The 26773-nt window shown below is 43.4% G+C and carries 24 protein-coding genes; 18 read left to right on the top strand and 6 right to left on the bottom strand.

All coding sequences use genetic code 11. From position 1 onward, the window contains the following. Positions 1 to 20 precede the first annotated feature (20 nt). Positions 21 to 767 (top strand): SDR family NAD(P)-dependent oxidoreductase, encoded by a 747-nt coding sequence (locus tag ACFSJY_RS00885; RefSeq protein WP_386030155.1) that lies wholly within the window; start codon positions 21 to 23, stop codon positions 765 to 767. Positions 768 to 877: 110 nt separating this feature from the next. On the opposite strand, the gene ACFSJY_RS00880 is transcribed toward ACFSJY_RS00885, so the two are convergent. Then, the gene (locus ACFSJY_RS00880) at positions 878 to 1249 is read right to left on the bottom strand and encodes a hypothetical protein (RefSeq protein WP_386030153.1); all 372 of its coding nucleotides are present in this window, start codon (positions 1247 to 1249) and stop codon (positions 878 to 880) included. Positions 1250 to 1406: 157 nt separating this feature from the next. Here ACFSJY_RS00880 and ACFSJY_RS00875 point away from each other — a divergent pair, with 157 nt between their 5' ends. Both ACFSJY_RS00875 and ACFSJY_RS00870 read left to right on the top strand, forming a co-directional pair. Then, complete coding sequence (locus ACFSJY_RS00875) at positions 1407 to 2432, top strand: S1C family serine protease (protein ID WP_386030151.1); 1026 nt, start codon at positions 1407 to 1409, stop codon at positions 2430 to 2432. Positions 2433 to 2547: 115 nt separating this feature from the next. Then, positions 2548 to 3174, top strand: coding sequence for a TetR/AcrR family transcriptional regulator (locus ACFSJY_RS00870; RefSeq protein WP_386030149.1), 627 nt, complete (start codon positions 2548 to 2550; stop codon positions 3172 to 3174). On the opposite strand, the gene ACFSJY_RS00865 is transcribed toward ACFSJY_RS00870, so the two are convergent. Further along, positions 3164 to 4396, bottom strand: coding sequence for an NADH:flavin oxidoreductase/NADH oxidase family protein (locus ACFSJY_RS00865; protein WP_386030148.1), 1233 nt, complete (start codon positions 4394 to 4396; stop codon positions 3164 to 3166). The genes ACFSJY_RS00870 and ACFSJY_RS00865 overlap by 11 nt on opposite strands. A gap of 198 nt (positions 4397 to 4594) precedes the next feature. On the opposite strand from ACFSJY_RS00865, the gene ACFSJY_RS00860 reads away from it, so the two are divergent. Then, on the top strand, positions 4595 to 5413 hold the full coding sequence (locus tag ACFSJY_RS00860; RefSeq protein WP_386030146.1) for a hypothetical protein: 819 nt from the start codon (positions 4595 to 4597) through the stop codon (positions 5411 to 5413). Between the two features lie 6 nt (positions 5414 to 5419). Here ACFSJY_RS00860 and ACFSJY_RS00855 read toward each other — a convergent pair whose 3' ends face one another. Together ACFSJY_RS00855 and ACFSJY_RS00850 are read right to left on the bottom strand one after the other, a co-directional pair. After that, positions 5420 to 5899 carry a methylated-DNA--[protein]-cysteine S-methyltransferase gene (locus ACFSJY_RS00855; RefSeq protein ID WP_386030144.1) on the bottom strand — a complete coding sequence of 160 codons (480 nt, stop codon included), beginning with the start codon at positions 5897 to 5899 and terminating at the stop codon, positions 5420 to 5422. 10 nt (positions 5900 to 5909) lie between these two features. Then, the gene (locus ACFSJY_RS00850) at positions 5910 to 7364 is read right to left on the bottom strand and encodes an AlkA N-terminal domain-containing protein (protein ID WP_386030143.1); all 1455 of its coding nucleotides are present in this window, start codon (positions 7362 to 7364) and stop codon (positions 5910 to 5912) included. Between the two features lie 301 nt (positions 7365 to 7665). Here ACFSJY_RS00850 and ACFSJY_RS00845 point away from each other — a divergent pair, with 301 nt between their 5' ends. The 6 genes from ACFSJY_RS00845 to ACFSJY_RS00820 all read left to right on the top strand — a co-directional run bounded on the left by ACFSJY_RS00845 (position 7666) and on the right by ACFSJY_RS00820 (position 16734). After that, entirely contained in the window at positions 7666 to 10272 is a 2607-nt protein-coding gene (locus tag ACFSJY_RS00845) for a TonB-dependent receptor (protein WP_386030141.1), read from the top strand. A 133-nt stretch (positions 10273 to 10405) separates the two neighbouring features. After that, on the top strand, positions 10406 to 11449 hold the full coding sequence (locus tag ACFSJY_RS00840; protein WP_386030139.1) for a helix-turn-helix domain-containing protein: 1044 nt from the start codon (positions 10406 to 10408) through the stop codon (positions 11447 to 11449). 108 nt (positions 11450 to 11557) lie between these two features. Then, entirely contained in the window at positions 11558 to 12175 is a 618-nt protein-coding gene (locus ACFSJY_RS00835; RefSeq protein ID WP_386030137.1) for a c-type cytochrome, read from the top strand. 4 nt (positions 12176 to 12179) lie between these two features. After that, a complete protein-coding gene (locus tag ACFSJY_RS00830; protein WP_386030135.1) occupies positions 12180 to 13409 on the top strand; it encodes a cytochrome-c peroxidase in 1230 nt (409 codons plus the stop codon). Between the two features lies 1 nt (position 13410). Then, positions 13411 to 14916 (top strand): parallel beta-helix domain-containing protein, encoded by a 1506-nt coding sequence (locus ACFSJY_RS00825; protein WP_386030133.1) that lies wholly within the window; start codon positions 13411 to 13413, stop codon positions 14914 to 14916. A 228-nt stretch (positions 14917 to 15144) separates the two neighbouring features. Then, positions 15145 to 16734, top strand: a complete 1590-nt coding sequence (locus ACFSJY_RS00820; protein ID WP_386030131.1) for an ATP-binding protein — start codon at positions 15145 to 15147, stop codon at positions 16732 to 16734. A gap of 25 nt (positions 16735 to 16759) precedes the next feature. On the opposite strand, the gene ACFSJY_RS00815 is transcribed toward ACFSJY_RS00820, so the two are convergent. After that, positions 16760 to 17317 carry a nuclear transport factor 2 family protein gene (locus tag ACFSJY_RS00815; RefSeq protein ID WP_386030129.1) on the bottom strand — a complete coding sequence of 186 codons (558 nt, stop codon included), beginning with the start codon at positions 17315 to 17317 and terminating at the stop codon, positions 16760 to 16762. Between the two features lie 222 nt (positions 17318 to 17539). Between ACFSJY_RS00815 and ACFSJY_RS00810 the strand changes: the two genes are divergently transcribed. The 5 genes from ACFSJY_RS00810 to ampC all read left to right on the top strand — a co-directional run bounded on the left by ACFSJY_RS00810 (position 17540) and on the right by ampC (position 21632). Continuing rightward, entirely contained in the window at positions 17540 to 17923 is a 384-nt protein-coding gene (locus tag ACFSJY_RS00810; protein WP_386030127.1) for a winged helix-turn-helix transcriptional regulator, read from the top strand. 74 nt (positions 17924 to 17997) lie between these two features. Then, entirely contained in the window at positions 17998 to 18663 is a 666-nt protein-coding gene (locus ACFSJY_RS00805; RefSeq protein WP_386030125.1) for an HAD family hydrolase, read from the top strand. 594 nt (positions 18664 to 19257) lie between these two features. Beyond that, the gene (locus ACFSJY_RS00800) at positions 19258 to 19557 is read left to right on the top strand and encodes a hypothetical protein (RefSeq protein ID WP_386030123.1); all 300 of its coding nucleotides are present in this window, start codon (positions 19258 to 19260) and stop codon (positions 19555 to 19557) included. 37 nt (positions 19558 to 19594) lie between these two features. Continuing rightward, the gene (locus ACFSJY_RS00795) at positions 19595 to 20044 is read left to right on the top strand and encodes a DUF6174 domain-containing protein (protein WP_386030121.1); all 450 of its coding nucleotides are present in this window, start codon (positions 19595 to 19597) and stop codon (positions 20042 to 20044) included. Between the two features lie 391 nt (positions 20045 to 20435). Continuing rightward, the gene (ampC, locus tag ACFSJY_RS00790) at positions 20436 to 21632 is read left to right on the top strand and encodes a class C beta-lactamase (RefSeq protein ID WP_386030119.1); all 1197 of its coding nucleotides are present in this window, start codon (positions 20436 to 20438) and stop codon (positions 21630 to 21632) included. A gap of 88 nt (positions 21633 to 21720) precedes the next feature. On the opposite strand, the gene ACFSJY_RS00785 is transcribed toward ampC, so the two are convergent. Further along, entirely contained in the window at positions 21721 to 22983 is a 1263-nt protein-coding gene (locus tag ACFSJY_RS00785) for an NAD(P)/FAD-dependent oxidoreductase (protein WP_386030117.1), read from the bottom strand. 258 nt (positions 22984 to 23241) lie between these two features. Between ACFSJY_RS00785 and ACFSJY_RS00780 the strand changes: the two genes are divergently transcribed. The 3 genes from ACFSJY_RS00780 to ACFSJY_RS00770 are packed head-to-tail and all read left to right on the top strand — an operon-like array spanning position 23242 to position 26712. Continuing rightward, positions 23242 to 24159: a dihydrodipicolinate synthase family protein gene (locus ACFSJY_RS00780; RefSeq protein WP_386030115.1), complete on the top strand. Its 918-nt coding sequence runs from the start codon at positions 23242 to 23244 to the stop codon at positions 24157 to 24159. Positions 24160 to 24163: 4 nt separating this feature from the next. Beyond that, complete coding sequence (locus ACFSJY_RS00775; RefSeq protein ID WP_386030113.1) at positions 24164 to 25177, top strand: 4-hydroxyproline epimerase; 1014 nt, start codon at positions 24164 to 24166, stop codon at positions 25175 to 25177. 11 nt (positions 25178 to 25188) lie between these two features. Continuing rightward, a complete protein-coding gene (locus ACFSJY_RS00770; protein WP_386030111.1) occupies positions 25189 to 26712 on the top strand; it encodes an aldehyde dehydrogenase (NADP(+)) in 1524 nt (507 codons plus the stop codon). The last annotated feature ends 61 nt before the right edge of the window (positions 26713 to 26773 follow it).

Below are 26773 nucleotides of genomic sequence, written 5' to 3'. Positions count from 1 at the left end.
ATATGTTCACAGGAGGCTTTATGTCTTTAGCAGGAAAAGTTGTGTTGGTTACCGGTGGTGGCAGAGACATTGGCAAAGCATGTGCCATTGACTTGGCAAAACAAGGCGCAAACATTGTCATTACTTATTTGGCGAGCAGCAAATCTGCAGAAAGAGCTGTTTCTGAAATTGAATCGCTGGGGCAAAGCGCATTAGCATTGCAAGCCGATCTAACGGTGCAAGCTGATGTCGATCGAATTGTGCAAAGTACACTAGAGAGGTTTGGTCTACTTAATGCATTGGTGCATGTATCTGGTGGGCTTATCGGCCGTGTTAACATTGATGAAATGTCGGACGAACATTGGAACAGTGTTATCGATGTAAACTTAAAATCGCTGTTTATGATGAGTCGAGCCTGCATACCGCACATGAAACCGGGTAGTTCTATCGTTACTTTTGCATCTCAAGCTGGCCGCGACGGCGGAGGTCCTGGTGCGGTCGCTTACGCAACGGCTAAAGGTGCTGTAATGACTTTTACTCGCGGACTAGCTAAAGAACTTGGGCCGGATATTCGCGTAAATAGCGTTTGCCCAGGCATGATAAATACAGACTTCCATAATACCTTTACGCAGGACAATGTGCGAAAGAATGTTGCTGGTGCAACATGTCTCAAGCGTGAGGGGGAGTCCATAGAGGTTGCCAAACTCGTGACATTCTTAGTGAGTGATGATGCCTCTTACATGACTGGCAACTGTATTGATATTAATGGGGGCTTGCTATTTTCGTAGCGGGATATATGTCATTCGATGCGTTTTATCTTAATCACGTTTCGCCGTCAACTAGTGAAGAGGCAATGTGCCTCTGAGCCAATTGATGGTATGCGGACGGTGGATACGTATTACTTGTGGCTTTCTTCTAGCTCTTTTATATCAGCAAGCTTGTCGCTATCAATTGCCATCAAGTGCTGACATAAGCGCATATTTCCCGTTTCCTCTAACCAGCTTTTGTCTATTACATTAAAGTGAAAAGCGGCTTGGATGGTACGGGCAGGGTGTATAGTCCAAAACACTTGGCTGGCTTCTATATGTGCTTCTGTGTTTGGGGTGAGCTCTGATCTAGATTCTTCAAGAACAATGACTAGTTTAGCTCTGACTTTTGGTGCCAACTCTTGTTGGATCATTAGCTTAAACTGATTGAATTGTTTGGCTCGATATAGTTGCCACCCCAACCAACCCAAAAATGCTAACGCTAAAACTGCAAGTATTTCCACCACGTACTTCCAACATGACTTCTGATTATTCGCTCGCATATTAGCAGTTAAGTTAAGTGTTGATAAGTAGGGAAAAATTTCACCAAAGTGTTGGTGAATTGTTATACAAAGGTCGCTACAATCGAGGTGAGTCTTAGATGTTAAAAGGGAATGTTTAGTGAAGAAACTGTTATGTTTTATGGCATTAGCGTTGAGCTTTTGCGCGTCTGCGAATAACTCCATTCAAAAGCTTTATCAATCAGTTAACGACAGTGTCGTTGAATTGCATGTAAAAGCACTTGCAGAGCCCAAACCTGGACAAGTCCGATTCAAGGTGTCTACAGCTGACTCGCTTGGTTCTGGCGCGGTTATATCTAAAGAGGGACGCATTCTGACTGCTGCTCATGTGGTAGATAAGGCTACAGACATTGAAGTAATTTTTAATGATGGCACCAAAACATCAGGCCATGTGGTATGGGTGGACAGTTTAATAGACCTCGCCATGATCCAAGCATACAAAGTACCAAGTTCAGTTAAGCCGCTGAAGCTGGCTAAACCGGGTGACTATGAAGTAGGTGAGCAAATTATTGTTATCGGTGCGCCATTTGGTGTGAGTCACAGCTTATCAGTTGGCTATTTGAGTGGAATTCGTGATAAAGAAAAAGTGCCGGGTACTGAATTGAAACCTCGTTTTTTGCAAACCGATGCGGCTATCAACCAAGGTAACTCTGGTGGTCCTATGTTTAACTTGGAAGGTGAAATCATCGGTATTGTTAGTCATATTCTTTCTAGTTCCGGCGGTAGCAATGGTCTCGGCTTTTCGGTATCGACGGATACCATTCATACGCTAATGGAAAATGCGCCGAGTGTTTTCTTCGGCGCGATCCCGCATATGTTGAGTAAAGATGAAGCATTAGCGTTGAATAACCCTTATGGTCATGGTGCGCTAATTCAGCAAGTAGTGCCTAACACGCTGGCTGATCGTTTAGGGTTCAAAGGTGGGTTTGTTAATGTCATGGTTGGACGAACTCCCGTGTTGCTTGGTGGCGACATTATTCTGGAGATTGCTAGCATTCCATTAAAAGATGTTAAATCTGCTATTGAAATTCGTAATCGATTTAAAGAGTACAGCAAGGGTGACAAAGTTATCTTCAAGTACTTACGTAATGGCAAAATGGAGAAAACCTTCTGGGAAGTCGACTAAACCAGTCAACTAATCGCTTAAATTTGCGGCTCTAGGCGTTTATTAAAACGTCTAGACGATTTTTAAGAACGAGTAAAAGTGCTACTATAACCAAAACTATCTCCCGTTCGATTTAATGACACAAATTAAACAACGCGCTGTTGGTGCTGAACAAAGGCAGCAGCGAATTCAGCAAATTCTTACCGCAACACAACGCCGTTTCGAGCAGCAAGACTTTCACGCGATACGCCTTATTGATATTGCTGCCGATGTGGGAATTACAAAGGCTGCGCTGTATCGCTATTTTCGAAATAAAGAAGTGTTGTTTCTTGCGCTTTATGAACAAAACCTTGAAGTGATGGTGTCAAACGTTAAAGAAAACCTCAATCAGATGCCTTTTCTTGACGCGTTGGCAAAGGGGGTGGCAGATGCACCGATGTATTGCAAACTCACTTGTATTCTTCATACCGTATTAGAGAGCAATTTAACGGTAGAAGAAGCTATTACGTTTAAACGTGAATTGGCTGCTCAGCTCGCAGACAAAATGACACTGATGTCACAGTTCCTGTCTGCGACACCAGAGCAAACCACGCAATTGTTTCTGATGATGCATCATTGTGTGATCGGCGCGTGGGCAAATTGTTCACATGGCGAGGTTATCGCTCAGGCACTTGAAACACCTGAGCTCTCAATGTTCAAAGTCGATTTTTCAACGGTGATTCGAATTCACATCCAGCAAATATTTGGCGAATTTATTCTTTGATGAATTGCTTTCTGTAGCGCTTCGTCAGTAAAGCTTTGCCTACTTGATCTTTGATAAGGCTAACGATCGGCGAGGGCGAATCGTGAGGCGATTTTCCTTTTGCCACCCGCTTAAGCTGTCGTTTGACAACTGCCATTGTGGCAAGTCCACTTAATGTTTTGTCCTGCCATGTAACGGTGGGAATTTCACCAACAAAACTGCTATCTTGCTGCCATTTATTCGGTAAATCAGGCGTCATCGCTAGTGCTGTCGCCATGCCTGCTAATTGCACATTGGCTGCGAGCACTTGCTCCGCTACGGGTAATCGCTTTATACCACCTGTGACCATAATTGGCATTGTCGCCGTTGCAGCAATTTGCTCTGCAAATTCTAGGAAATACGCTTCACGTGCAAGTGTTCTCTCATCAGCCGTTTTACCCTGCATTGCTGGCGCTTCATAGCTTCCGCCAGACAGTTCAACAAAATCGAGGTTAAGACCTTCCAACATATTCACGACTTGGTGGGCGTCATCAGTATCGAAGCCACCGCGCTGAAAGTCAGCAGAGTTTAATTTTACCGAGACAATAAAGTGTTCATCTACATTAGCGCGCACGAGCTTTAGCACTTCCATTAAGAAGCGAGCACGGTTTTCAATACTGCCTCCCCACTTATCTTCACGTTTGTTAGTCAGTGGCGACAAAAATTGCGAAATTAAATAGCCATGTGCAGCGTGAATTTCTACACCGTCAAAACCTGCTTCTTGTGCCTTTTGTGCGGTTACGGCAAAACGCGTAATAACATCTTCAATGTCTTCTTCTGTCATTGCTTTTGGCTTTGGAAACATATGCGAATGTTTTCCCATATCCAAGGCAATATCTGAGGGAGAAAGCACTTTTCCACCCATATTTTTGAACACTTGTCGGCCTGGGTGATTGATCTGCATAACCACTTTTGTGTCATTGTGCTTGGCGGCAAGTGCCCAGCTACGAAATGGTGTTAAGTCTGTTTCAGCTTCTAGCGCTACACCACCTGGTCCTGTCATCGCCATATGATCGACCATAACATTGCCGGTAATAATTAGGCCTACGCCACCTTTGGCCCATGTTTGATATAAGTGCATCAATTCTGTACCAGGCAATTGGTTTGGTGCTGCTAGGTTTTCTTCCATCGCCGCTTTAACTAAGCGATTTTTAATTTTAATACCGGAAGGCAGTGTAAGGGGTGTAAAAACAGGACTATTCATCGGCAGTATTCGTTATTCATGTTTGTTACATCATACTGGCTTTCACAATAAGCGATAGCGGTTTTGTGATAATTCTGGTTAACCAGTTAGCAAAAATAGCATGGAGCGCTATAGTTACAGGGCACTTTCATGAATAAAGGAGTGGCAGTTTCACTCGGTAGCTTATTCATAAAATCAATTACACATACAGGAGGATGTATGGCAGTAATATTTTATGAGGACGGCAAAGAAAGTAAGTATGTAAAAACCCGCTTTGCAAAATCCATTCGAGAAAAGGCACGCTCTGACGAGCTGGCTGAAGCCATTGTTGATCATGTTGAAACCAGAGTTATTACAGCAGAACGCACTCATGTATCAACACTTAGAGAATACATAAACTTATCACGCACTGGGACATTTGTGCCGTTGATGGAGGAAAGGCATAGTCATCTGTGGTCACTTGATGATGATTGCGAGGATATGCCAGATGACTTATTTGCGACTCAATTGAATCATGGGAAGCGGCTGATGGAGGTCGTTCAAGCATTAGAACCGTATACCAAGCCCATAGAGGTAGCAGGTAAGACCCAGCTAAAGACTTTTGTGCCTGGTGGTGTCGAGTTAATGGGGTTAACCGCGTATGACCATAGTTACTATGATATGGGGTTGAGCTTTACCAATTATCAATTACTCACAGGCCAAGTATTGTTAAATCGCTTTTATGCACTTGCCACATATGCGTCTGGCACCACACCCAATGGCGGTAAGTGGACTTTTGAGCAGGGCTGGGTAACGATTTGTCTTTGCTTTGACAAGCCCGCCGTTGACTGGCTAATTGCTCAGCTTGGACGCGGCGAAGCAGCGGCAGCTGCCGCCATCATTGCGGCAATCCCTGACATTGGTCCGTTGTTATTAGCGGCAATTGGTCTTTATGCCCTGGCGTTAAAAGCAGCAAGTGAACTTAGCGGTAAAGGCGCTTGCTTGTGTTACACCCCTTTTATCCCTATGCCTACGGTGATAGTACTACCCAACTATTAAAAGCCATTATTCGATAAAGTCGGCCTGTTCGTGACGAAGCAGCTTTGCTTTTAACGGCAGGCCACCGGCGTATCCTGTCAGTTTGTTGTTTGCACCAATCACTCGATGGCAGGGCACAATAAGTGCTATTGGGTTTTTGCCGTTAGCACTGCCAACGGCACGGACCGCTTTATCATTGCCTATTTTGTTAGCAAGCCAAGCGTAGCTTACAGTCTCACCGAACGGAATTTCAGTAAGTGCCTGCCAGACTTGTTGTTGGAACTGTGTACCTTTTGCTGCCAGTTTTAGCGTAAACACTTCACGTTTACCGGCGAAGTACTCGGTAAGCTGCTGTTTAGCATCTGCGAAAACAAGTTCATTATCTTGTTCATTTACTTGTGGTGAAATTGGCGCATTACCTGCCTGAAACGCGAGTGCTGTAAGCCCCTCATCCGTTGCTGTCATGGCAATTTCACCCATGGGTGATTGGAAAGTCGTGAAATACATAATCGTGTTCCTACTGAGAAAGTGATAGCCAAAGGTAAAGCGTTGCGTAAGCGCGCCAGGGTTGCCAGGGCTCTGCTCGTGCAATGATTGCTTTTGTTGATAACCTGTTGTCGCCAACACTAAGTGCTTTGATAACTCCTAAGTCACTTGCTGGAAATGCATTAGGGTCGCTCAGACCTCGCATGGCTAAATAGTTTACTGTCCATGGCCCAATGCCTTTGATATCCGTCAATGTTTTCTCAAGCACTGCTAAATCGGTGTAGTTATCAAAAAGCGAAGCATTGTTGCTGAAGAATTCTACCCAGCGTTTCAGTGTTGCAATGCGCGTTTGTGTCAACCCAATGTTCTCGTAGTCGGCGCCGTGCAATTGCTCAACACTTGGGAAACATTGATGTAAACTTGGGTGGGTAAGATTGAGTTCACCGCCGTATCGACTGGCAATTCGCCCAGCCAATGTTGTGGCTGCTTTTACCGATACTTGTTGACCTAAAATGGCTCGGATAGAAAATTCAAAAATGTCCCAGCATCCCGGCAAGCGAATACCCGGATTATGACGAATTACCCTGGCTAGCAGTTCATCTTGACTCAGATGGTCATGAATTAGTGGCATTTCTGCGTCCAGATCAAACATCGCTCTAACCCGAGAAATGACCTGATTGAGCAAACTGATGTCTTCGATAGCAAGGGTGAGCTTCAACGCATGCTTGTTAGGAACTTCTTCTACCTCTATCCAGCCTGTACTGCCATCGAGTGTGATACTACGCATGTATTTATCGTCAGTAACTTGTTCTATCCCCGGAAGTTGCCTCAACCGAAAAAAGGACAACATCGCTTGCCAATCAAAAGGTGGGCGATAACTGAGTAGTATGGTAATTTCGCTTTCTCGCGTAATTTTTCCTGAGCGTTTACGCATCTGGGTAGGTGTCTCGCCATATGTCGCTTTGACTGACTCGTTAAAGCGCCTAACACTGGTAAAACCCGCGCTAAAACAGATGTCGGATACAGGTAAGCTTGTGCCAGTAATCAACTTTCTTGCTGCTAATAGTCGCTGATGGTGCGCATATTTACTTGGCGCCATACTAAACTGTTTCTGAAAAAGGCGTCGAACGTGGCGTTCCGACAAATCGAATTTATCCGCTAACTCGGCAACTGTCAGGCCTTCATTGACAAGTGACTTGGTTAAACGCTTTATTTCAACGGGCAAACTTTGCTCAGGAGCCAACTCTGGTAAACAACGTTTACATGGCTGGTACCCAGCATTCTGTGCTTGCTCGGCATTTTCAAAATAACGCACGTTTTCTTCTTTGGGCGCGCGTGCTGTACAGATAGGACGGCAAAAAATACCTGTCGTCACAACAGCAGTGAAAAACTTGCCGTCAAATCGGGCGTCTTTGCTTAGTCTGGCTTGTTGACAGGTTTGTGGATTTAGCATCGAATGCAATTGTAACGTTGAGAAAGTGGTCATCAGTGTATCAAATTAATTGGCTGATACTGGCGAAAATCGGACATCCATTTTCGAAAACTGTGAAAAGTGCTTGGCTTTTTTTCAGTGAACATGAGTTCGCTGAATCACTTGAAAACACTAGGCTTTCGAAAAATCACTCAGATTATTTTAATCATTCGTCAGGGTTTTTTAACAATCCGCAAGCATTCAAAACCTGTGTTTATTTATAGTCAGGAGTAACAAAAATAAAAGCACACGGGAAAGTGCAAATAAACAAACAGGGAAAAACAATAAGCCATCGGCAACGTTCAGGGGGAAGGTTATGACAAAACAAGGTCAACCATCAGGTAAGGTACATCCTTGTCAGAAAAGTACACTCGCTACAGCAATAATCGCGGCACTGTCATTCACACCATTGTGGTTATCTGCAGCAGAAAACGAGCAACCTGTGGATTCAGATATTGAGGTTGTGACGGTAACGGCGCAAAAGCGTGTGCAAAATATAATGAAGGTACCGGTAACCGTTGGTAGTGTCAGTGGCGACACCATTGAGGAAAGTAGCTCTATCCTGCTGAGTGATGTAGATAAATTTATTTCGGGATTTGAATTTAGCGACGGTAACATGACTCAGGCAGGTATCACTATGCGTGGTATTTCTAGCCCTAACATTAGCGTAGGTGGTGACCCGTCCTCTGCGACCTTTTACGATGATGTATATATGCCACGGGCCGCACAAAATGTGATTTTCTCTGATATGGCGCGGGTAGAGGTGTTAAAAGGTCCGCAAGGCACCCTGTTTGGCCGAAACGCTGCAATGGGTGTTGTTAACATGGTACCTAATGCGCCAAATGACGAGTTTGAGGGTTTTGTAAAAGCATCGTTTGGTACTGACAACCTCCAGCGCTATGAAGGTATGATCAATATACCGCTGAGCGATACGTTTTTTATGCGAGCAAATTTTCTCACAAACTCTCAAGACGGTATCGTTGACAATATTTCAGAACCCGAATGGAATGATGACTATAAAATATGGGATCTTGGGGAGCGCTCTCACGACGCGGCGCGTGTTTCATTACTGTGGGATATTTCGTCAAGTACACAATTTCAAATTGCTTACGACTGGGATGATTTAGAGCAGGCACCTCCCATGGCCGTGGGAGTAAGTGAATTTGCTTACAATGGCGGCCAAACACCTTTTGCTTCAAAGGCCGAAAATGACGTCCGAAATGGCGTTGAAAAACGTGATATGTATGGCATTACTGCAAAGTTAACTCATGAGTTTAATGATAATTGGTCGATGAAATATGTGGCGAGCATTCGCGACTGGGAAACAGTCAATCGCGAAGATGAAGACGGCACGGCTGATCCAACACGCTATTTTGATACATCAAACAACGAAGACTCAGATATTTTCTACACCGAGCTACAAGTGAATTATATCAGCGATCGCATCAACGCAGTTGCAGGTTTCTCATACTCCAAAGAGGATGTAAGCCAAACCACAGAGCTCAATATTACCGCTGATACTGCGGCTAGACTGATTACAGGTGAACTCAATAACTTTATCAAAGGCGGGGTGGCTGAGCAGGTGGCGGCAATGATCGGTGGCAATACCGATGCACATGCCGAAGCGGCATTTGGGCCCGATGTGACGTTTGATGGGGCAGTAGATACGTTCTTTACTCTCAATGGTTTTCCTATGGACCATATGTGGAACGCCAATGAGTGGTCAGGCGCACTAAACGCTCTAGGTTTTGCTGATGATATTATGGCGGCGATTGGTATGCCTGGCGTGCCGTTAACACCAGAAATTGTGACGGGCACGGGCGACTTAACTTACGATATTGTCTCGATGCAACTTGGGATAGCAGAGGTCATGGGGCCCAGTTATAGCGGCACTTGGTGGCAAGAAACGGTAAACAATACGGGGGATTTCACCAACTGGGGAATCTTCGCGGATGTTGATTATAAAATTGATGACAAGTGGAATGTTATCGGCGGTGTCCGCTATTCGAAAGATGAGAAAGATTTTACTTGGTTGATTCCTGAAACGAGCTTTGCTGCGCTTCGACCAGGTGTCAGTAATTTACTTTTTCCACAGGTAGATTTAGCGGCTTCAGATGAATGGGACAAAGTGACTGGCCGACTAGTGACCAGCTATCAAATGAGCGATGATCACATGTTCTTCGCTTCTTATTCGACAGGTTATAAATCTGGCGGTTTTGACTCTTTAACACCAAGTACAGAAGCATTCGAACCTGAAGATACAAGCAACTTTGAGCTTGGCTACAAAGGTATTTTATGGGGCGAGGTAGTTGCCAATGTAAGTGCTTACTATCTAGAGTTGGACAACTTACAGCGCAGTGTTGATTCTAAACCACCAGGCTCACCTCAAGCGGTACCAACAATTATCAATGAAGATCGTGAAATAACAGGTCTAGAATTTGATGTTCGTTGGTTTGCAACGGAAAGCCTAACACTAGGTATTGTGTCTGAGATTCGCAGTACGGATAACTTTTCACCAGAATTTTACAATGGTGAAGGTGAGCTAATTGCAGCACAAAAAACGGAAACCGATGCTGACCTTAACTACACGCTGACCTTAGATTGGGCGCCAGATTTTGAGTACGGCATGATTAATTTACACATTGATTATGTTTATCTAGAAAACACCAACGAAGACGAGCCCGGCATTGAAGATTATAAACTTGCCATACCGGAGTATTTTGATGACTACTCATTACTCAATGCGCGATTGTCTTGGACCAGTGATGACGACATGTTTGAAGTAGGGCTTTGGGGCAAAAACCTATTTGATGAACGTTATATGTTAAGTGTGGGCGGTTTAACCGCAGACGTGCTGGGTACACCGTTTGGCAGGATAAATCGAGGCATAGAGACAGGTATTGATTTGAAGTACAACTTCTAAATATCCATGAAGTCGAAAGCCTAGCATTTGCTAGGCTTTTTTGATGACGTATCTTCCCAGATTGTATATCTTTTACTGAGAAAGCGGTTAGTATTAGCCGACAAACGATAATTAAAAAAAACTTGAGTAGTTCATGCTAAGTACCTTCTTTTCTCATGTTGCATTAGCACAAATGTTGATGTGCATTCTATTGTTATTCAGGCACTGTCGAGGCAATTTATCTGTTACGCTTTTCTCACTACTTATGTTGTGTGGTGCCGGTTATATCGTCGGTGACTTGTATACGTATGCCCATAACCCGGTTTTCTTTTACACCGGTTTTATTGCTGGTAATGCACTGCCTGGAATTTTTTGGTTAACCGCGCAAAGTGTATTTGCAGACAAGACGCATATTAAGCCTTGGCAATATGCATTAGCGCTTTCAACGTTAGTATTGCCGCTATTCGCAAAGCTGCTTCAGGTGACGTTTAATTTTGAACTCAGTGACTACATTGGTGCTGCGCTAATTTATTTTTATGTGCAAATTATTCTAGAGCTCAGTCTTATCTCTCATGCACTCTTTATTTCAATCAAAAGCTGGCGCGATGACTTAGTGCAAGAGCGACGTTATATCCGTGGTGGCGTTATTTCTGTTTCTGCCGCGTACATCTTTTTGGTTATTGTGCTAGAGCAAGTGTTTTTAATTGAATGGTCAGGGCTCGATGTCATCAAGAGCTTGTTGTTAGCCAGCCTAATTACCGGCATTAACTATTTCTTATTTGATACCAAGTTATCTGTACTTTTTGCCGCACCAGAAAAAGTCGAGGAACCACAAGAAGAAGTCTCCGTACACAGCAAAGCGTTAGCAAAAATTACCGAAGCAATGGAACAAGAAAAACTGTATCAGCAAGAAGGATTAACCATTGCCAGTTTTGCGAAACATTTAGCGATTCATGAGTACAAATTACGACACCTGATTAATGGTGAATTAAACTATCGCAACTTTAACGATTTCTTGAATTTTTATCGCATTAAAGAAGTTGCGATAAAACTGACCGAGGCAGAATTCAGTCAAACGCCTGTCCTCACACTAGCGCTTGAAAGTGGTTTTCGTAGTTTGAGTTCGTTTAATAAAGCGTTCAAAACAACCCATGGCGTAACCCCAACAGAGTATCGGAAAAAGCATAGTCATTCTTGATATTGCTGAGTTATTTCAGAATTCGTCAGCTTTTTTTTGGAATCCGTCAGCATCACAAACCCCAAAGTCATAGAGTAACCTCAAGATGTTCACATTGTTGAGGTTGCTATGGCATCCACTGCTAAATTATTTGGCGTACTTGTCTCGATTATTCTTTTCAGTACAAAGGCGTTTGCAGAAAACACGGAAGTACTTTATCAAACATGCGCAGCTTGTCATGGTGACAAAGGTCAGGGTAATCAGTCATTAAAAGCACCAGCCATAGCAGGTCAGCATGTCTGGTACATAGAGCGCCAGCTTAAACACTTTATCGATGGTACGCGAGGCAGCCAATCAACCGATGTGGGCGGCCAACAAATGCGTGCCAGTGTAAGCCAGTTAAATAAAGACACGGATGTCCCCGCTTTAGCTGCATACATCGCTGGTATGCCAAGTTTATCCCTACCAGACGCTGTCAAAGGCGACTTAATGAATGGCTCACGTTACTACCAAGCAAAGTGTGGTGCATGTCATGGTGGTAAAGCCGAAGGAAATGCCTCTTTTAACGCGCCAAAGTTATCAAATTTGCATTCTGAATATTTGATGCAACAAATGAAAAACTTCATTAACGGCAATCGCGGCTCACACCCTGAAGATACGTTAGGTAAGCAGATGTCGATGATGGCTCGAATTGTCAATGAAAAAGAGCTGGCTGACATTGTTTACTACATTTCGCAGCAGAAATAACCCTATGCACCAAGTTCGATTTATTTACTTACTGCCGCTTTTTGCCTTAGCGCTGCATGTTTCCCTGAACGCCGCTGAGTTTGTGCTGAAAGATAACTGCCCACCAAGTTTTGAGAAGACGCCACAAGGCACTTGCAAGTTAGTTAACTTATATCAGTTTTATGATTCGGTGCAGGGGCGCGGTGTGGGAGGCACGCAAACGTCGCTGCCAACCCATCGTGACGGATTTACGCCTGCCCAAATTGATCTTGGTCGTTATCTTTTCTTCGATCCGGCGCTTTCCAAAGATGGCTCAATCAGTTGTGCTAGCTGTCACCAACCCGACAAAGGTTTTAGTGATGACTTAGATCGCAGTATCGGCATTACTGGCGAAAAGGTTGGCCGGTCGGCGCCAACACTATGGAATGTTGCGTTTCTTGATAAGTTTTTCTGGGATGCGCGAGCATCGTCATTGGAACAACAGGCTGCAGGCCCACTCTTTGACCCTAAAGAAATGGGCAACTCCCCAGAACAGCTGTTATTGACGCTGAATGAAAACTCGGCATACCAACGTATGTTTGCTCAAGCATTCCCAGACACCAATAAAGTAGAGTTGCATCAGGTATATACCGCTTTAGCAGCATTTCAAACGTCCCTTATTTCGCTAAACAGTCGCTACGACAGATACGCACATGGCTATCACGATGCGCTAACTGAAAATGAAGTGAAGGGGCACAACATCTTCAGATCGTTTGTCGCCCGCTGTGCCGAGTGCCATCAGCCGCCTTTATTCACAAACAACCAAGTAGCTGTGATTGGTGTACCTGAGGCCAAAGGCGTGCCTTTTGACCCAGGTGCGGAAACCACCTATAGCGCTAAAAAATTGCGTGGTGGCTTCAAGGTGCCAACGTTAAGAAACATCACTAAAACTGCACCGTATATGCACGCTGGCAATATGACAACGCTACGAGATTCCGTTGAGTTTTATAACAAAGGACGTGGTCATGCCGTGCCAAAAGAGGAGAAGTTGCAACTGCATTGGCATATATGGGAGCCCAAGCTTACCGAAGAAGAGCTTGATTTAATCGTTGAGTTTCTTGGTGCACTGACCGACGAAAGTCTTACACCTGAAGTTCCAACTAGGGTTCCGTCAGGTCTCGCGCCTATCGATAAACAATACCAATTATCACAACAGCAAAAATCGACTATTCAACATTCTAATAATAAAGAAACACACCACGTGGTGGGAGACTAACATGAACAAACTACTTGGCATTATATTGATTGCTGCCGCTTTTGTTGTCGGCATGCAGTTCGGGGGAAAAGGCTCACCAACGATAACGTCTAGCAGCGACGGTGCTAGCTATTCCGGTGGCTATGATAAGGCGCAAGAAGGACAAGCTTCGACAGCAAAGTCTGCCGTTATCAAGCGCACGGCAGAAGGGCAAACGCATGTCGTTAATGATGGAGAATCTATCATGGAAGCGGTAAAGCGTGCTAACCCGGGCGACACTATTCAAGTAATGCCAGGTACGTATCATGAAACGGTTTACATCGACAAAGATGACATTCGCATTATTGGTGTTATTCAAGAAGGCAATCGAGCAACAATGGATGGTAAAGGCGTGTTAAATGATGCCATCTTGTATTCAGGTAACAACATTGTCGTGCAGAACATGTTAATTACCAAATACAAAGGCAACGCCATAATGGGGCAAGCGGGTAATAACTTTGAAATCCGTGACAATGTCATTGTCGACACTGGGGTGTATGGTATTTTCCCGCAGCTTGGTAAGAACGGCATTGTCGAAGGCAATATCATCTCTGGAATTGAAGATGCAGCAATTTACGTAGGTATGAGTGACAATATTCACGTATCTCGCAATGAAGTATTTGACTCAGTGGCAGGCATTGAGATTGAAAACTCGCGCCATGCCATTGTGGAGAACAACTACGTTCACAATAACACTGGCGGCATATTAGCGTTTATCACGCCGGGACTGCCGATTAAAACCACATTTGACGTTATCATTCGAGATAACTTTATCGTAAACAACAATACAAAGAACTTTGGTGCGCCAGGCTCTACCGTGGCTGGTATTCCTGCGGGTACAGGTATTCTTATCATGGCGGCTGATGAAGTGATTGTTGAAGATAATATTATCACGGGTAATAAAACCGCAGGCATTATCATTACAGACCATGAAAATGCGCCAAACACCACCATTGACCCTGAAGCAGATTCAAAACCTGACAAAATCATGATCTTGAATAATCTGATGATGAACAATGGTTATGACACTATTGATGAAGCTAAGGCGCTAATGCTGACTGAATTCAAGCAAGGAAATCCTGATATTCTGCGTGTAGGTACCAGTCGCGACAGCTGCATTATTAATCGCCATCGCTACGTAACCGTTGGAGTAAGTGATTGGAACGAATGTGCTTTTACTAATACCGACGGCATCGATACCTATATTCTTGATGAGCCGGTGCCTCCGCGTGAAATTAAGGGTAGTGAAAAAGGTAAAATTGCCTACCTAGGTATTTGTACCGGGTGCCACACCTACAGTGGGCGCATGATTGGTCCGCCAGTTCAAATTATTCAAGCCCTGTACATGGATAACCCAAAAGGTTTGGCTGATTACATAGCGAACCCGGTAAAAAAACGTGAAGACTACCCCGAAATGCCACCGCAAAACTACTTAGATGAGGAGACGCGTTTGGCTGTTGCACAATACATGTTATCTCGGACGAATTAGGTCTGACTCTATTCGCAGGCGACAATGGTCGCCTGCATATTATGCCGAATTTAGTTCGCTCAAATTATTGAAATTCCCACAAAAAGCCAAAATTTGTTGAAATTATGTTAATAGTTACTCAATAACTGGCTATTTTATTGACAACTCTCCTAAACTCGCTATAAATGAGTAATTCTTTTCACAAGATCATTTGTGTAATACTCGCTAAGCGGTCGAAGGGGTAACTTGATGAGCAAGTTATTTGATTTCAACAACAAGCTCAGTCAAAGGGTGTTAGCTTACATATTGTTATGTAGTGCTTTTTTATCCGTGCTGTCTACCGCTATTCAGATTTATTCCGACTACCAAGACGACATCGTCAGCCTTAATCAACGCTTTAAAAACATCGAACACAGCTATATTCCATCAATGGCTACTAGCCTTTGGGACTTCAATAACAACCTTATTGAACAGCAAATCAAAGGTATCGTTGATTTACCGGATATTGGCTATGTCAAAGTGGTCTCAGACCTTGGCAAAGAGTATGACTTTGGCGCTAAAGCAGTTGTTGACCAAGGGATATTCAGAGAGTACAAAATTATCTACGGCGACGATGAAATAGGCGTGCTGAATGTTTACGCCACCTATGAAGATATTTATCAACGACTGTGGCAAAAAGCGGGATTCATCATCACATCCGAATTTATCAAAATATTCATCGTAGCTTTAGTCATTGTGTTTGTAGTGCATTGGATGGTGACTCGCCATATCTACCAAATTACTCAATACGCCCAACAATTGGCTGGCGACAACTTAGATAACTCACTAGAGCTTGATAGTCGCCCCAAGGAAAAAGACGAACTCGATTTTCTTGTTGATGCTATTAACGAAATGCGAGAGAAAATCAAAACCGATATTCTTAAGCTTGAACAAGCCGAAGACGCGCTATTAAAGCTTAATGGCGAGTTGGAAGTAAAAGTGTTTGATCGCACCGCAGAACTGCAAGAATCGAATAGCCAGTTGCAGCAGTCTTTAGACGATTTAACCTTGGCGAAAGACCAGTTAGTACAGTCAGAAAAAATGGCATCATTGGGTCAATTGGTTGCCGGTGTAGCCCATGAGGTTAATACACCACTTGGTATCTGTGTCACGTCTATCACTGCGCTGAAAGAGAAAGTAGATACGCTGCAAAAATCCGTAGAAGCGCAAGAACTGACCAAAACGCAACTTACCGATACGCTAAATCTGTTACTTGAATACCAGCAGATTATTGAACGTAGTTTGAATAAATCGGTAGAGCTGATACGAGGCTTCAAGTCAGTGGCCGTAGAGCAGCACACGGATCCTGAGCTGAAAATCAATCTTGCACAACATGTAAACGACGTGGTGAACACGGTCAAAACCATGTTTAAGCGTAAAAAGTACATGATTGCTATTGATGTTGATGAAGAGTTTGAATTTGTTACCTATCCCAGTGCGTGGAACCAAATTCTGACAAACTTCTTGATGAACTCTCACATTCATGGCTTTGAAAACCGAGACGAAGGCCAAATATCGATTAAGTTCACACAGAACAATGGCTATTTGACCCTACTATACAAAGACGATGGGCACGGTATTTCTGACGAGGTAAAGAAAACCATATTTGACCCGTTTGTCACCACTAAGCGTGGTCAAGGTGGGTCAGGTCTGGGCCTTAATATTGTATTCAACTTAGTGCACTCCAAGTTAGGCGGCACCATTACCTGCCTAGACGTAGACTCGGGTTGCTGTTTTAAAGTAAAAGTGCCAATTGAGTACGTTACAAGTCAAACCATTACAGATACGTCTGTGGCTTAACAGCTAACGTATTGTTAATCGCTAGTTAGAAAACACCATTTTCGTTGCGAATATTGCCGCCACTGACCAGCGAATAAAATCGCATAAAGCTATCAAGTGCTTGAATAGAGTCCCAATGTTCAACAATGCGGCCATTCTCTAAACGCCAAGTATCGATAATGTTCATACCTTTTTCATCATTGCCTCTGTCCTCTCTGTCTAACGTTGCGTGAGAATGGAAAATGACATAGTCACCATCAACATAAATATGTTTCACGTCATAGGCGTAGTCTGGGTAGTCTTCGACAAACTCTTTCAAAAAGCCTACTAGACCAGTAACTTTGTCAGGCAGGTTTCGGTTGTGTTGAACATAGGCACTGTCGTTATAGTTGGCAAGCACATAGTCAAAATCGTGGTTATTCATCAAGTGTTGAACAAAGTCTGTGATAAGTTTTGCATTGCTCAACTCTTCTGCTGTCCAATGTGGTTTTTGAAAAGATGCAAGGTCGATATGTAACGTGTTCTTTTGGCCAGCAAACGCGAAGGCAGTGTTTATTGAAACGATAAAAGCAATGAAGGTTTTCCACATAATATTTTTCATCATAGTAATCTCCAAATGGTATGTTAAATTGACTATATTAGTTACTAATGAATACATGGTAATTAAAAGTAACTGTAGGTACAATAAGGCACAAATAAGTGCGCTAGTTACCTTTTGGTAACTCATGGGAAAATCTATGAGCGCCGCTCGATAGAAAATAAGAGAACAAGAAAAGGCTATTTATCAAGCCCTATTCGCCGACGTTTTCAGAGAGGACTTGGTTTAATGACGACACCGAATAACAACGAAAGACGTATTTTTTTCAATGATGACAAATGCCCGATACGAAATGTGGTTTTGCAAATTGGTGATAAATGGTCGGCGCTTATTTTATTTGCATTGGTCGACGGCGCTGATCGCTTTAGTTCGCTGAAAAAGCGTGTAGTAGGTATATCACAGCGCATGCTAACGCAAACATTGAGAGACTTAGAGCGAGAAGGGTACGTTAGTCGAACCGTATATCCTGAAGTGCCAATTCGCGTTGAGTATGCGTTAACAGAACTCGGGCGAAAACTCGTTAAGCCGCTATACCAACTGGTATCTTGGGCCGATGACCATCATGATGAAATCAAGCAAAACCGTAAAGCTTATGACGAAAACGTAGACTAAAGTAAAACGGCAATATTTATCAGAGTAAAGTGAACGTCATGTTTGCGTGATAAAGTCACTCACCAGAGAGGGAAATGGGTAAAGGGTTATATGTAATGTTGAATTACAATGAAATTGAAGCAGTTTTGTTTGATATGGACGGCACCATTTTCGATTCGGAAACCGTTCATAGAGAAGCATGGAAAATAACAGCAGGCCAATTTGGGCAAGTATTTACCAACGACATGTATTTACAGTTTATTGGTGTGACAACGCCAGATTGTATGAAGCTTGCGGTTAATATGTTTGACCATGCATTTGAACTAGAGCAGTTTTCGCCCTGTTATTACGACAATTTAAAAACACTGGCACAAACCGCAGTGCCTTTAAAACAGGGCTTCCAAGCCTACTTGAACAAGCTTAAGCTGCTCAATAAACCGCTTGGGCTAGTGACCTCTAGCGGTCAATCAGGTGTTGAAAGTAATTTTGCTCATTATGATTTTCTTGATGACTTCACTGTGATTATCTCTCGCGATGATGTTAGCCATTTTAAACCCCATCCCGAACCCTACCTAAAGGCATGTCAGAAACTAGGTGTTCAGCCAAGCAAAACGTTAGTATTTGAAGACTCTAATACAGGAGCAACGGCTGCTATTGAAGCGGGTTGCGTTACTGTTGGTATTCCGGATTTGATGCCGTTTAATGAAGATGTGGCAAAGCGTTTATCATTAAACCTAAAAAGTTTTGAAGCGTTACTGTAGTTAATAGCCGGCAGGAAGATAGGGAGAAAGTGCGCCTGATAGTCAACGCGCGCAACCATGCCAGTTGTTATATTTCGTTCGCGCTAAAAATGAAAAAGCGCACTTTAAAGAGTGCGCTTTTTGATCACATGGCGGAGGGGTAGCAGTTTAGCTAATATAAATAGCAGCCTTTTCGGCCCTCCACTTTAGTAAACGCAGATTTTTACGTAATAGATCACCTGAAATTAAAAAAGCGTAATTCGCCTCCGAGGGACGACTTCTGATTACTCGTTTAGTATCTCGAAGCCCCGTCGTCTTCCATAGCCTAGAAAACGACCCAATGGGGCGTTTTCTACTTTTTGTAAAAGGTGATTAATCAAAAAATGATTATTTAGCAATGGGTTAACGGGTATGATAAAACTGGTTCAAACAGATAAACGACCCAAACTATGGTAGATAAACGATCCATTGGGTCGATATTAAATTGTTATATTTCAAGGAGAGAAAGTGCCTTCGTTGAAGCCACTCAAATCATTGGCTCATAATATACCTCACCATTTTGCGAGTACTTTGTTTTACTGGAAAACTGACTACGCTATAAACCATTTGGAAAAGGTGGCTAAAGCAAACTGCATAGATATCGTCGAAATTGATTTGCTGGCTTTTGAGTACACTCCTGAAATTTTAAATACAGGGATAACAGGTGAATTGTTAGTTCCATTACAGGATTTTGTTCGCCAGCAAATCGTAAAATATGGTTTTGAATCTATTCAGCTAAGTCAGTTCAAAATTAAATACGACTTTTCAGTTTCAAGAAAAATAGCTTATGAACTCCCAACCTATGATTGTACTTGCACAATTCAAACGGAGTCAGGTCGCAAATATGAAGTCAAATTGACTGAGGCAAACAATTGAAATATAACAAGCTGTTTAATATGGACGTTAGAGTTTCATGCAAATATTTGATAATCGAAATCCTATTTCAATAATATTCATTCTGGTTACAGCAATTGTTTTTATTCATGCATTCGGATTTGCAGGGTTGCAATCATTCAATAACCAGAATAAGCAAGCAATAGTTAGTAAGTTTGAAACATGGAAAAGAAATGAACCATATAGTTATAGTTACAAAGTCGACTCTGGTTGCATGAGCGCGCTATCTTCGAACGTTTTAGTTGTTGATGGCGTTGCTCTTTTCGAACAGACTAGTGAATACGAGTTAGAACTGACAATCGAAGATATTTTTAAACAAGCTATTAAAGGTGCAGCTCAAGCGGCAAGTATGGAAGTAAATTATCACTCAAAATATGCTTACCCTTTAAGCATCAAAGTAGATTGGAGTAAAGATGTTACTGATGATGAGTGTTTTTATTCCGTCAGTAATTTCAAGGAAATAGAGTAACAAAACTTCGACAAGCCAATTAAGCGTGGGACTGCTAAAGCTTGGCTCAGTTCCGCTTCGCTACGCAGTTTAGCCAAGCATTTATCAGCCCCTTTTGATTACATAGCTTTTTGCTAAAAGCACTCAAATCAATATTTGTTGTCTCTTCTTTAACTTAGGCGACTAACTTCCATTTAAATAGCTTTTGAAGCCCTCCTCGGAACAAGTGCCATATTTTCGCCATAATTCATCTTTTTTCTAACATTTTGTTGAGCCAGATTGGTGATATATTTCTGTGCCAGCAGACGTTAATTCACAGCAAGTGCTTGTTTAATAGAACCAACTCGCAGTCGAGTTAACACTTAGAAAGACTGCTGGAATTGCTAACAATTAATTTGAAGGAACAAAACTCATGTTTGATGTAAAACGGTGTTTGTTAAATCGGGTAGCAGCAATTTTTGTTATTGCACTGGGCGGCTATTCTCAACTATCTAATGCCGCAGAGAAATCAAGTGTTTCATCATTGGTTGACAAACTTATTCCTGAATTGATGACAGAATATGAAATTCCAGGTGTTGCTGTCGCAATTACGCACGAAGGGAATGACTACCTCTATGAGTTTGGTGTTCAAGATGAGAAAACCGGCACTCCCGTTACTGAACACACTTTGTTTGAGGTTGGTTCTATTTCTAAATTGTTTACGGCGACTTTGGCGGCCAAAGCTGAAGTTCAAGGTATGATTTCTTTAGATAAGCCGATAGCGACATATGCTGACGCTTTGACAGGCACGCCTCTTGGTAAAGTTCCAGTATTTCATTTGGCGACCCATACAGCTGGCGGATTTCCACTGCAGCTACCTGGCAATATTGAGTCTTACGACTCTTTGACAAAATACTATCAAAACTGGGCACCTCAATTTCCCGAAGGTACGAGAAGAAGCTACGCAAATCCAAGCATAGGTTTGTTAGGTATTTTAACGGCCAGCGCCCAAAACGCTGAATTTGTCGCCTTGATGGACAAGGAGCTATTTCGACCGATTGGGCTAAACAACACGTATATCGAGGTTCCAGATACGGAATTTGTAAACTATGCGTGGGGGAAAAGCCGACAGGGTAAAAACGTTAGAGTGACTCCTGCAGTACTGGCAAATGAAGCCTACGGCATCAAAACAACAAACCAGGATTTACTCCAATTTCTCAAACTACATTTGCTTGATATGGAGAAGAGTAACGTGATGAGAAAAGCGGCACTCGCTACTCACAAGGGATATTTCGACACAGGGCCTTACTATCAAGCCTTAGTGTGGGAAAAGTATCCGTTCCCTGTTGATCCTTGCAGTCTTAAAAAAGGCAATTCTTACAAAATGATTTTTGAAAGCGGTACGGTTAAAACCGTTGCCTCTGAGAAGAAAGGCTATGAAAACTACCTCCTCAGCAAAACAGGCGCAACTAATGGCTTTGGGGCCTATGTAATTGCGGTGCCGCATCGAAAATTTGCAATGCTTCTGTTAGCTAATAAAAACTACTCGATGAGCGCGCGTATTGAAACGGCATACAACATCATGTCAGAAGTATTGAGTTTGAATACAACATACTGCGAGAAAAGCTGATAAGCAGTCTCTATTGGCAAGTGTCCTAAACAAGCTAAGCATTGAAATTGTAAGGCGGCTTTGAACTGAATAAATCAGCAAGGCCACTTTAATTAAAGCGCTTTATATTAAAGGCGCTGATATCAATATCCGTTCTTTCACCTGCAATAAGTTGCGCAATTAATTTTCCGGTTATCGCCCCTTGGGTCAACCCTAAGTGGTGATGGCCTGCGGCAAAATATACATTTTGATGTTTATGTCCTTGGCAAATAACTGGCAAGGAGTCGGGTAGCGAAGGGCGAGCCCCCATCCAATTTTTTTGTTCACCGTCGATCGGCTCTGGGAGCGATTTAAGTATATGCTTCGCGTGATCTTCAAGCATGCTTGCTCGTTGGTAATTGGGTGGTGTTTCCAGTTTGGCGTATTCCACTGTACCCGCAAGACGCAAACCAGCCGACATGGGGGTCATAATAAACTTGCGTTCTGCTGAGGCAATTGGTCGTGACAGTGTGGCGTGTGCAGCGAGTTGGAAGTGATATCCCCGTTCTGCTTGCATTGGCAGACGATAACCTAACTGTTTAGCTAATGGTTTTGAATACGCACCCGTAGCAATAACGAGGCTATCAAAGGCGTGTGTTTGCTCACTCGTTTTTATTGAAACCTTATCTGGCTCTGCTGTAATAGCAATAACATCTCGCTCTATAACGATAGCGCCAAGTGATTGTGCGTACTCAGCTAATACATGACAAAGCTTTTGTGGGTTTATGGTGTGGCTAACGTCAGTAAAGTGGAGCGCATATCGAATGCCGTCATGCAGGTCTGCCTCAAGCGCGAGCGCTTGCCTTTTAGTGAGTAGCTTAACTTTTACCCCTTGCTCACTAAACTGTCTTTGCAAAGTTTCAATTTCGCCAATTGGGGTTTGTTCAAACACGAGCAAGCTGCCATTTAACGTCATTAACTCTTCAGCTTGTGCTTCTTGGAGAAGCTCCTGATAACACGCAATTGCAGAAGCGTTCAATTGCTTTAGCGCTTCTGTTGCATGGCGATACTTACTTGGCAGCATATTGAACAAAAAGCGCGTTAACCAGGGGGCGGTAGTAGGTAAATCTTTGCCAACAATGCTGAGTGGGCTTTTTTTGTCTAATAGAAATTTGGGGAGTTGTGGCAACATGCTCGCGCTTGCTAAAGGAAAAACCTGTTCAGTGGCAAAGTGCCCTGCATTGCCAAAAGAGCATTGCTGTCCAATGCCTTGCCCATCAAACAAGGTAACTTCATATCCTCGCTTGGCAATAGCAACAGCACAGTTAACTCCAATAATACCTGCGCCAATAACGGCTACTTTATTACGTTGCGCAGTATGCATATTCGACATTTTCTTTTCATTCTCTTTGTATTTGGCAACTAAAAGCGGTCAGTTCCATGATGGTATCTCATTGCGCTTGTTTAGGTTTGCGTACCAATAATAATTTTATTTAAAGAATAAACTATTATTTAACAATGCGTTAGTAACACACCAGACATGTACTTTATGTTTAGTTGCTGTATAACTCTTGTACGCCACAAATAATTGTATACAATATACGTTAACTTACAATCAAAACACAATTATTACTTAGCAAGCGTGAACAATATGAATTCAATTAACTGGCAAGGTGTTTACCCTGCAATTACTACACAGTACCACGAAGATTTATCTATCAACTTTGAAGCCACCAGAGCAATGGTTAACCAACTTATTGTTGAAGGTGTACACGGTATTATTGCAATGGGGACGGTAGGCGAAAACTGCTCACATACACGCGAAGAAAAGCTAGCGGTATTAAAAGCGGTAAAAGAAGAAGTGGCGGGTCGGGTTCCTGTGATTTCAGGTGTTGCTGAAACTACAACACAATTCGCTGTGGATTATTCAAAGGCGTGTGAAGCTATTGGCATCGACGGACTCATGGTGTTACCGGGAATGGTGTACCGTTCTACCGAAGCTGAAGCGATTTACCACTATCAACAAGTCGCACGTAACTGTGGCTTACCTATTATGATTTACAACAACCCAGTAACCTATGGTGTTGATGTGTCTATCGAAGGTATGCGCACGTTAGCGAAAGAGCCGAATATTGTGTCCGTCAAAGAAGCAACCGAAGATACACGCCGTATTTCTGAGTTATTCGCTGCCTTTGGCGATCGCTATGTTGTTTTTGGCGGTGTAGACGACATTGCATTAGAAAGCTTAATGCTGGGTTGTACGGGCTGGATCTCTGGTTTAACGAACGTGTTTCCTCAAGAGTCTGTAGCGATTTACAAGCTTGCACAACAAGGGCGCTACGAAGAAGCATGTGAAATTTGGCGTTGGTTCTTACCTTTGTTGCGTCTAGACACTATTCCAACGTTGGTGCAATGTATTAAGTTCTGTGAACAACTTGCAGGTCGTGGTTCAGAATTAACACGCCCGCCTCGTTTACCACTAAGTGGTGAAGAGCGTGCTCGTGTTGAAGCGCTCTATAATGAAGCCATAGCAACACGCATTGACCTAAGCAAATTCAACTTAGATTAATTTTATGATCAAAGGTACTTTCTTTTGTATTGACGCACACACCTGTGGCAACCCAGTGCGCTTGGTGACAAGTGGCCATCCAAACTTATTGGGTAATACCATGAGTGAGAAGCGTCAGCACTTTCTACAAGAATACGACTGGATTCGACGTGGCTTAATGTTTGAGCCACGCGGGCATGACATGATGTCGGGGTCATTTTTGTACCCACCATGCAGTGACAATGCTGACGCATCCATTCTATTTATTGAAACCTCTGGCTGCTTGCCTATGTGTGGACATGGCACTATAGGTACGGTAACCGCCGCGCTGGAAGCTGGTTTACTGCGGCCTAAACAGGCGGGCAAGTTAGTGCTTGATGTACCGGCCGGACAAATCACCGTGCAATTTGAACAGCAGGGCGATAAGGTCAAAAGCGTGAAGATATTCAATGTGTCAGCCTATTTGGCACATCGCGATATTACTGTTGATATTGATGGTCTTGGCCCACTTACTGTTGATGTTAGCTACGGTGGTAACTATTACGTGATTGTTGAGCCGCAGGCGAATTTCCCTGGCATTGAACATTGGTCAGCGGATGATATTTTGCGCTGGTCGCCCATAGTGAGGGAAGCGGTAAGTAACGCGGTGGAATGTGTTCATCCGCAAGACCCAACCGTGAAAGGCGTGAGCCATTTGCTGTGGACGGGTACACCTAAAAACGCCGATTCCAGTGCAGCAAATGCCGTTTTCTATGGTGACAAAGCAATTGACCGTTCTCCTTGTGGCACTGGTACAAGTGCGAGAATGGCACAGCTTTTTGCCAAAGGAGAACTGCAAGTAGGCGAGAGATTCGTCCATGAAAGCTATATTGGCAGCCAGTTCGTTGGTTGTGTTGAAAGTACCGAAGAAATACAAACGGACAAAGGCTTGGTAACGGCTATCAAGCCAAGTATTGAAGGCTGGGCGCATGTGTTTGGAAAGAACTGCATCACTATTGATGATGATGATCCTTATGCGTTTGGTTTCACTGTTAAATAGAGATAACTGACATGAATATTTCTGGAAAAAGTTTAATTGCAGGGCAGTGGCTAGGTGACACCTCAAACGGTTTTAGGTCAACTTATGTAGCGGACAATAAGCCTTCGCCGCATACCTTTGCTAACGCTTCCGAACAAGAAGTTGAAAAGGCTATCTCGGCTGCCCATCAAGCGTTTATGAGCTATAGCAGCTTGTCTGCGGAAAAAAGGGCGACTTTCTTGCAAACGATTGGTGAAGAAATTGTTGCGTTGGGTGATGACTTAGTGACTGCTGCAACTAGCGAGACGGGCTTACCTGCTCAGCGCATTATTGGTGAACGTGGCAGAACGGTTGGCCAACTTAACTTATTTGCAAACCTGTTGTTATCCGGCGAGTATCAGGCTGCGGTAGACCATGCTGATCCCCTGCGTGAGCCGCTGCCAAAGCCTGATACACGTTTGGGCTACCTTCCTTTGGGGGTCGTAGCGGTATTTGGTGCGAGTAATTTTCCTCTGGCATTCTCAACGGCTGGCGGTGATACGGCATCAGCACTAGCAGCTGGTTGCCCTGTGGTGATGAAAGCACACACAGCGCACCCTCAAACCTCTGAGTTGGTTGCCCAAGCTATTCAAAAAGCAGTACAAAAGTGTGGTTTGGATGCTGGTGTGTTCTCCTTGATTCAAGGCGAAAACTACGACATAGCCAGTCAAATCGTGAAGCACCCGTTTGTAAAAGCGGTTGGTTTTACCGGCTCTGAGCGTGTCGGCATGATTTTGCAACGTCAAATCAATGAACGCCTTGAGCCAATTCCATTTTATGGTGAGTTAGGCAGTACAAACCCACAATTTTTGCTGCCGAATAAAATAGCATCAGGCGCTGAAGGTATCGCAGAGGGCCTAGTGAATTCGTTAATGATGGGTGTAGGTCAATTTTGTACCAGCCCCGGTGTGTGGTTGTTGATAGAAGACGATCACTACGCACGTTTTGAATCACAGGTCGCCAAAACTATTGAACAACAAACGGCAGGTGTGATGTTATCAGCTGGTATTGCAGAAACATACCAAGCTGCTGTCACTGATTGGCAAAAACTAGACGGTGTTGAGTTGGTTGCTCATGGTCAAAGTGGCGATATAAATCAGTGCTGTGCTGCTGTCTTTGCTACAGACTTCTCAACCTATCAAGCGAATCCTTCGCTTCAAGAAGAGGTGTTTGGTGCTTGCGCGTTAATCGTGAAATGCCAAGATATAGCGCAATTAGAGCAGTACATCGCTATCATGCGTGGTAACTTGACGGCCTCTATTCATGGTACGGACGAAGATTTAGCGTTAACTTCACAGATAGCGAAGCCACTTGTGCACCGAGTAGGGCGGGTTATATATAACCAAATGCCGACGGGAGTTGAGGTGTGTGACTCTATGAATCATGGTGGGCCATTCCCTGCAGCAACAGATGTACGAACAACGTCTGTCGGCACGCGTGCTATTGATCGCTACCGTCGCCCTATTTGTTATCAAAACTTCCCACAAGCATTGCTACCTGAATTATTACGTGATTAATTAACGAATTGTTAATAAATTGCGGGAAAAGGGCCTTAATTGTTCAAATTATTGCCCTTTT

The sequence above is a fragment of the Thalassotalea euphylliae genome (assembly GCF_042682785.1).
In the GTDB taxonomy this organism is placed as follows: domain Bacteria; phylum Pseudomonadota; class Gammaproteobacteria; order Enterobacterales; family Alteromonadaceae; genus Thalassotalea_F; species Thalassotalea_F euphylliae.
This window is presented reverse-complemented; position numbering and strand designations above follow the sequence as displayed.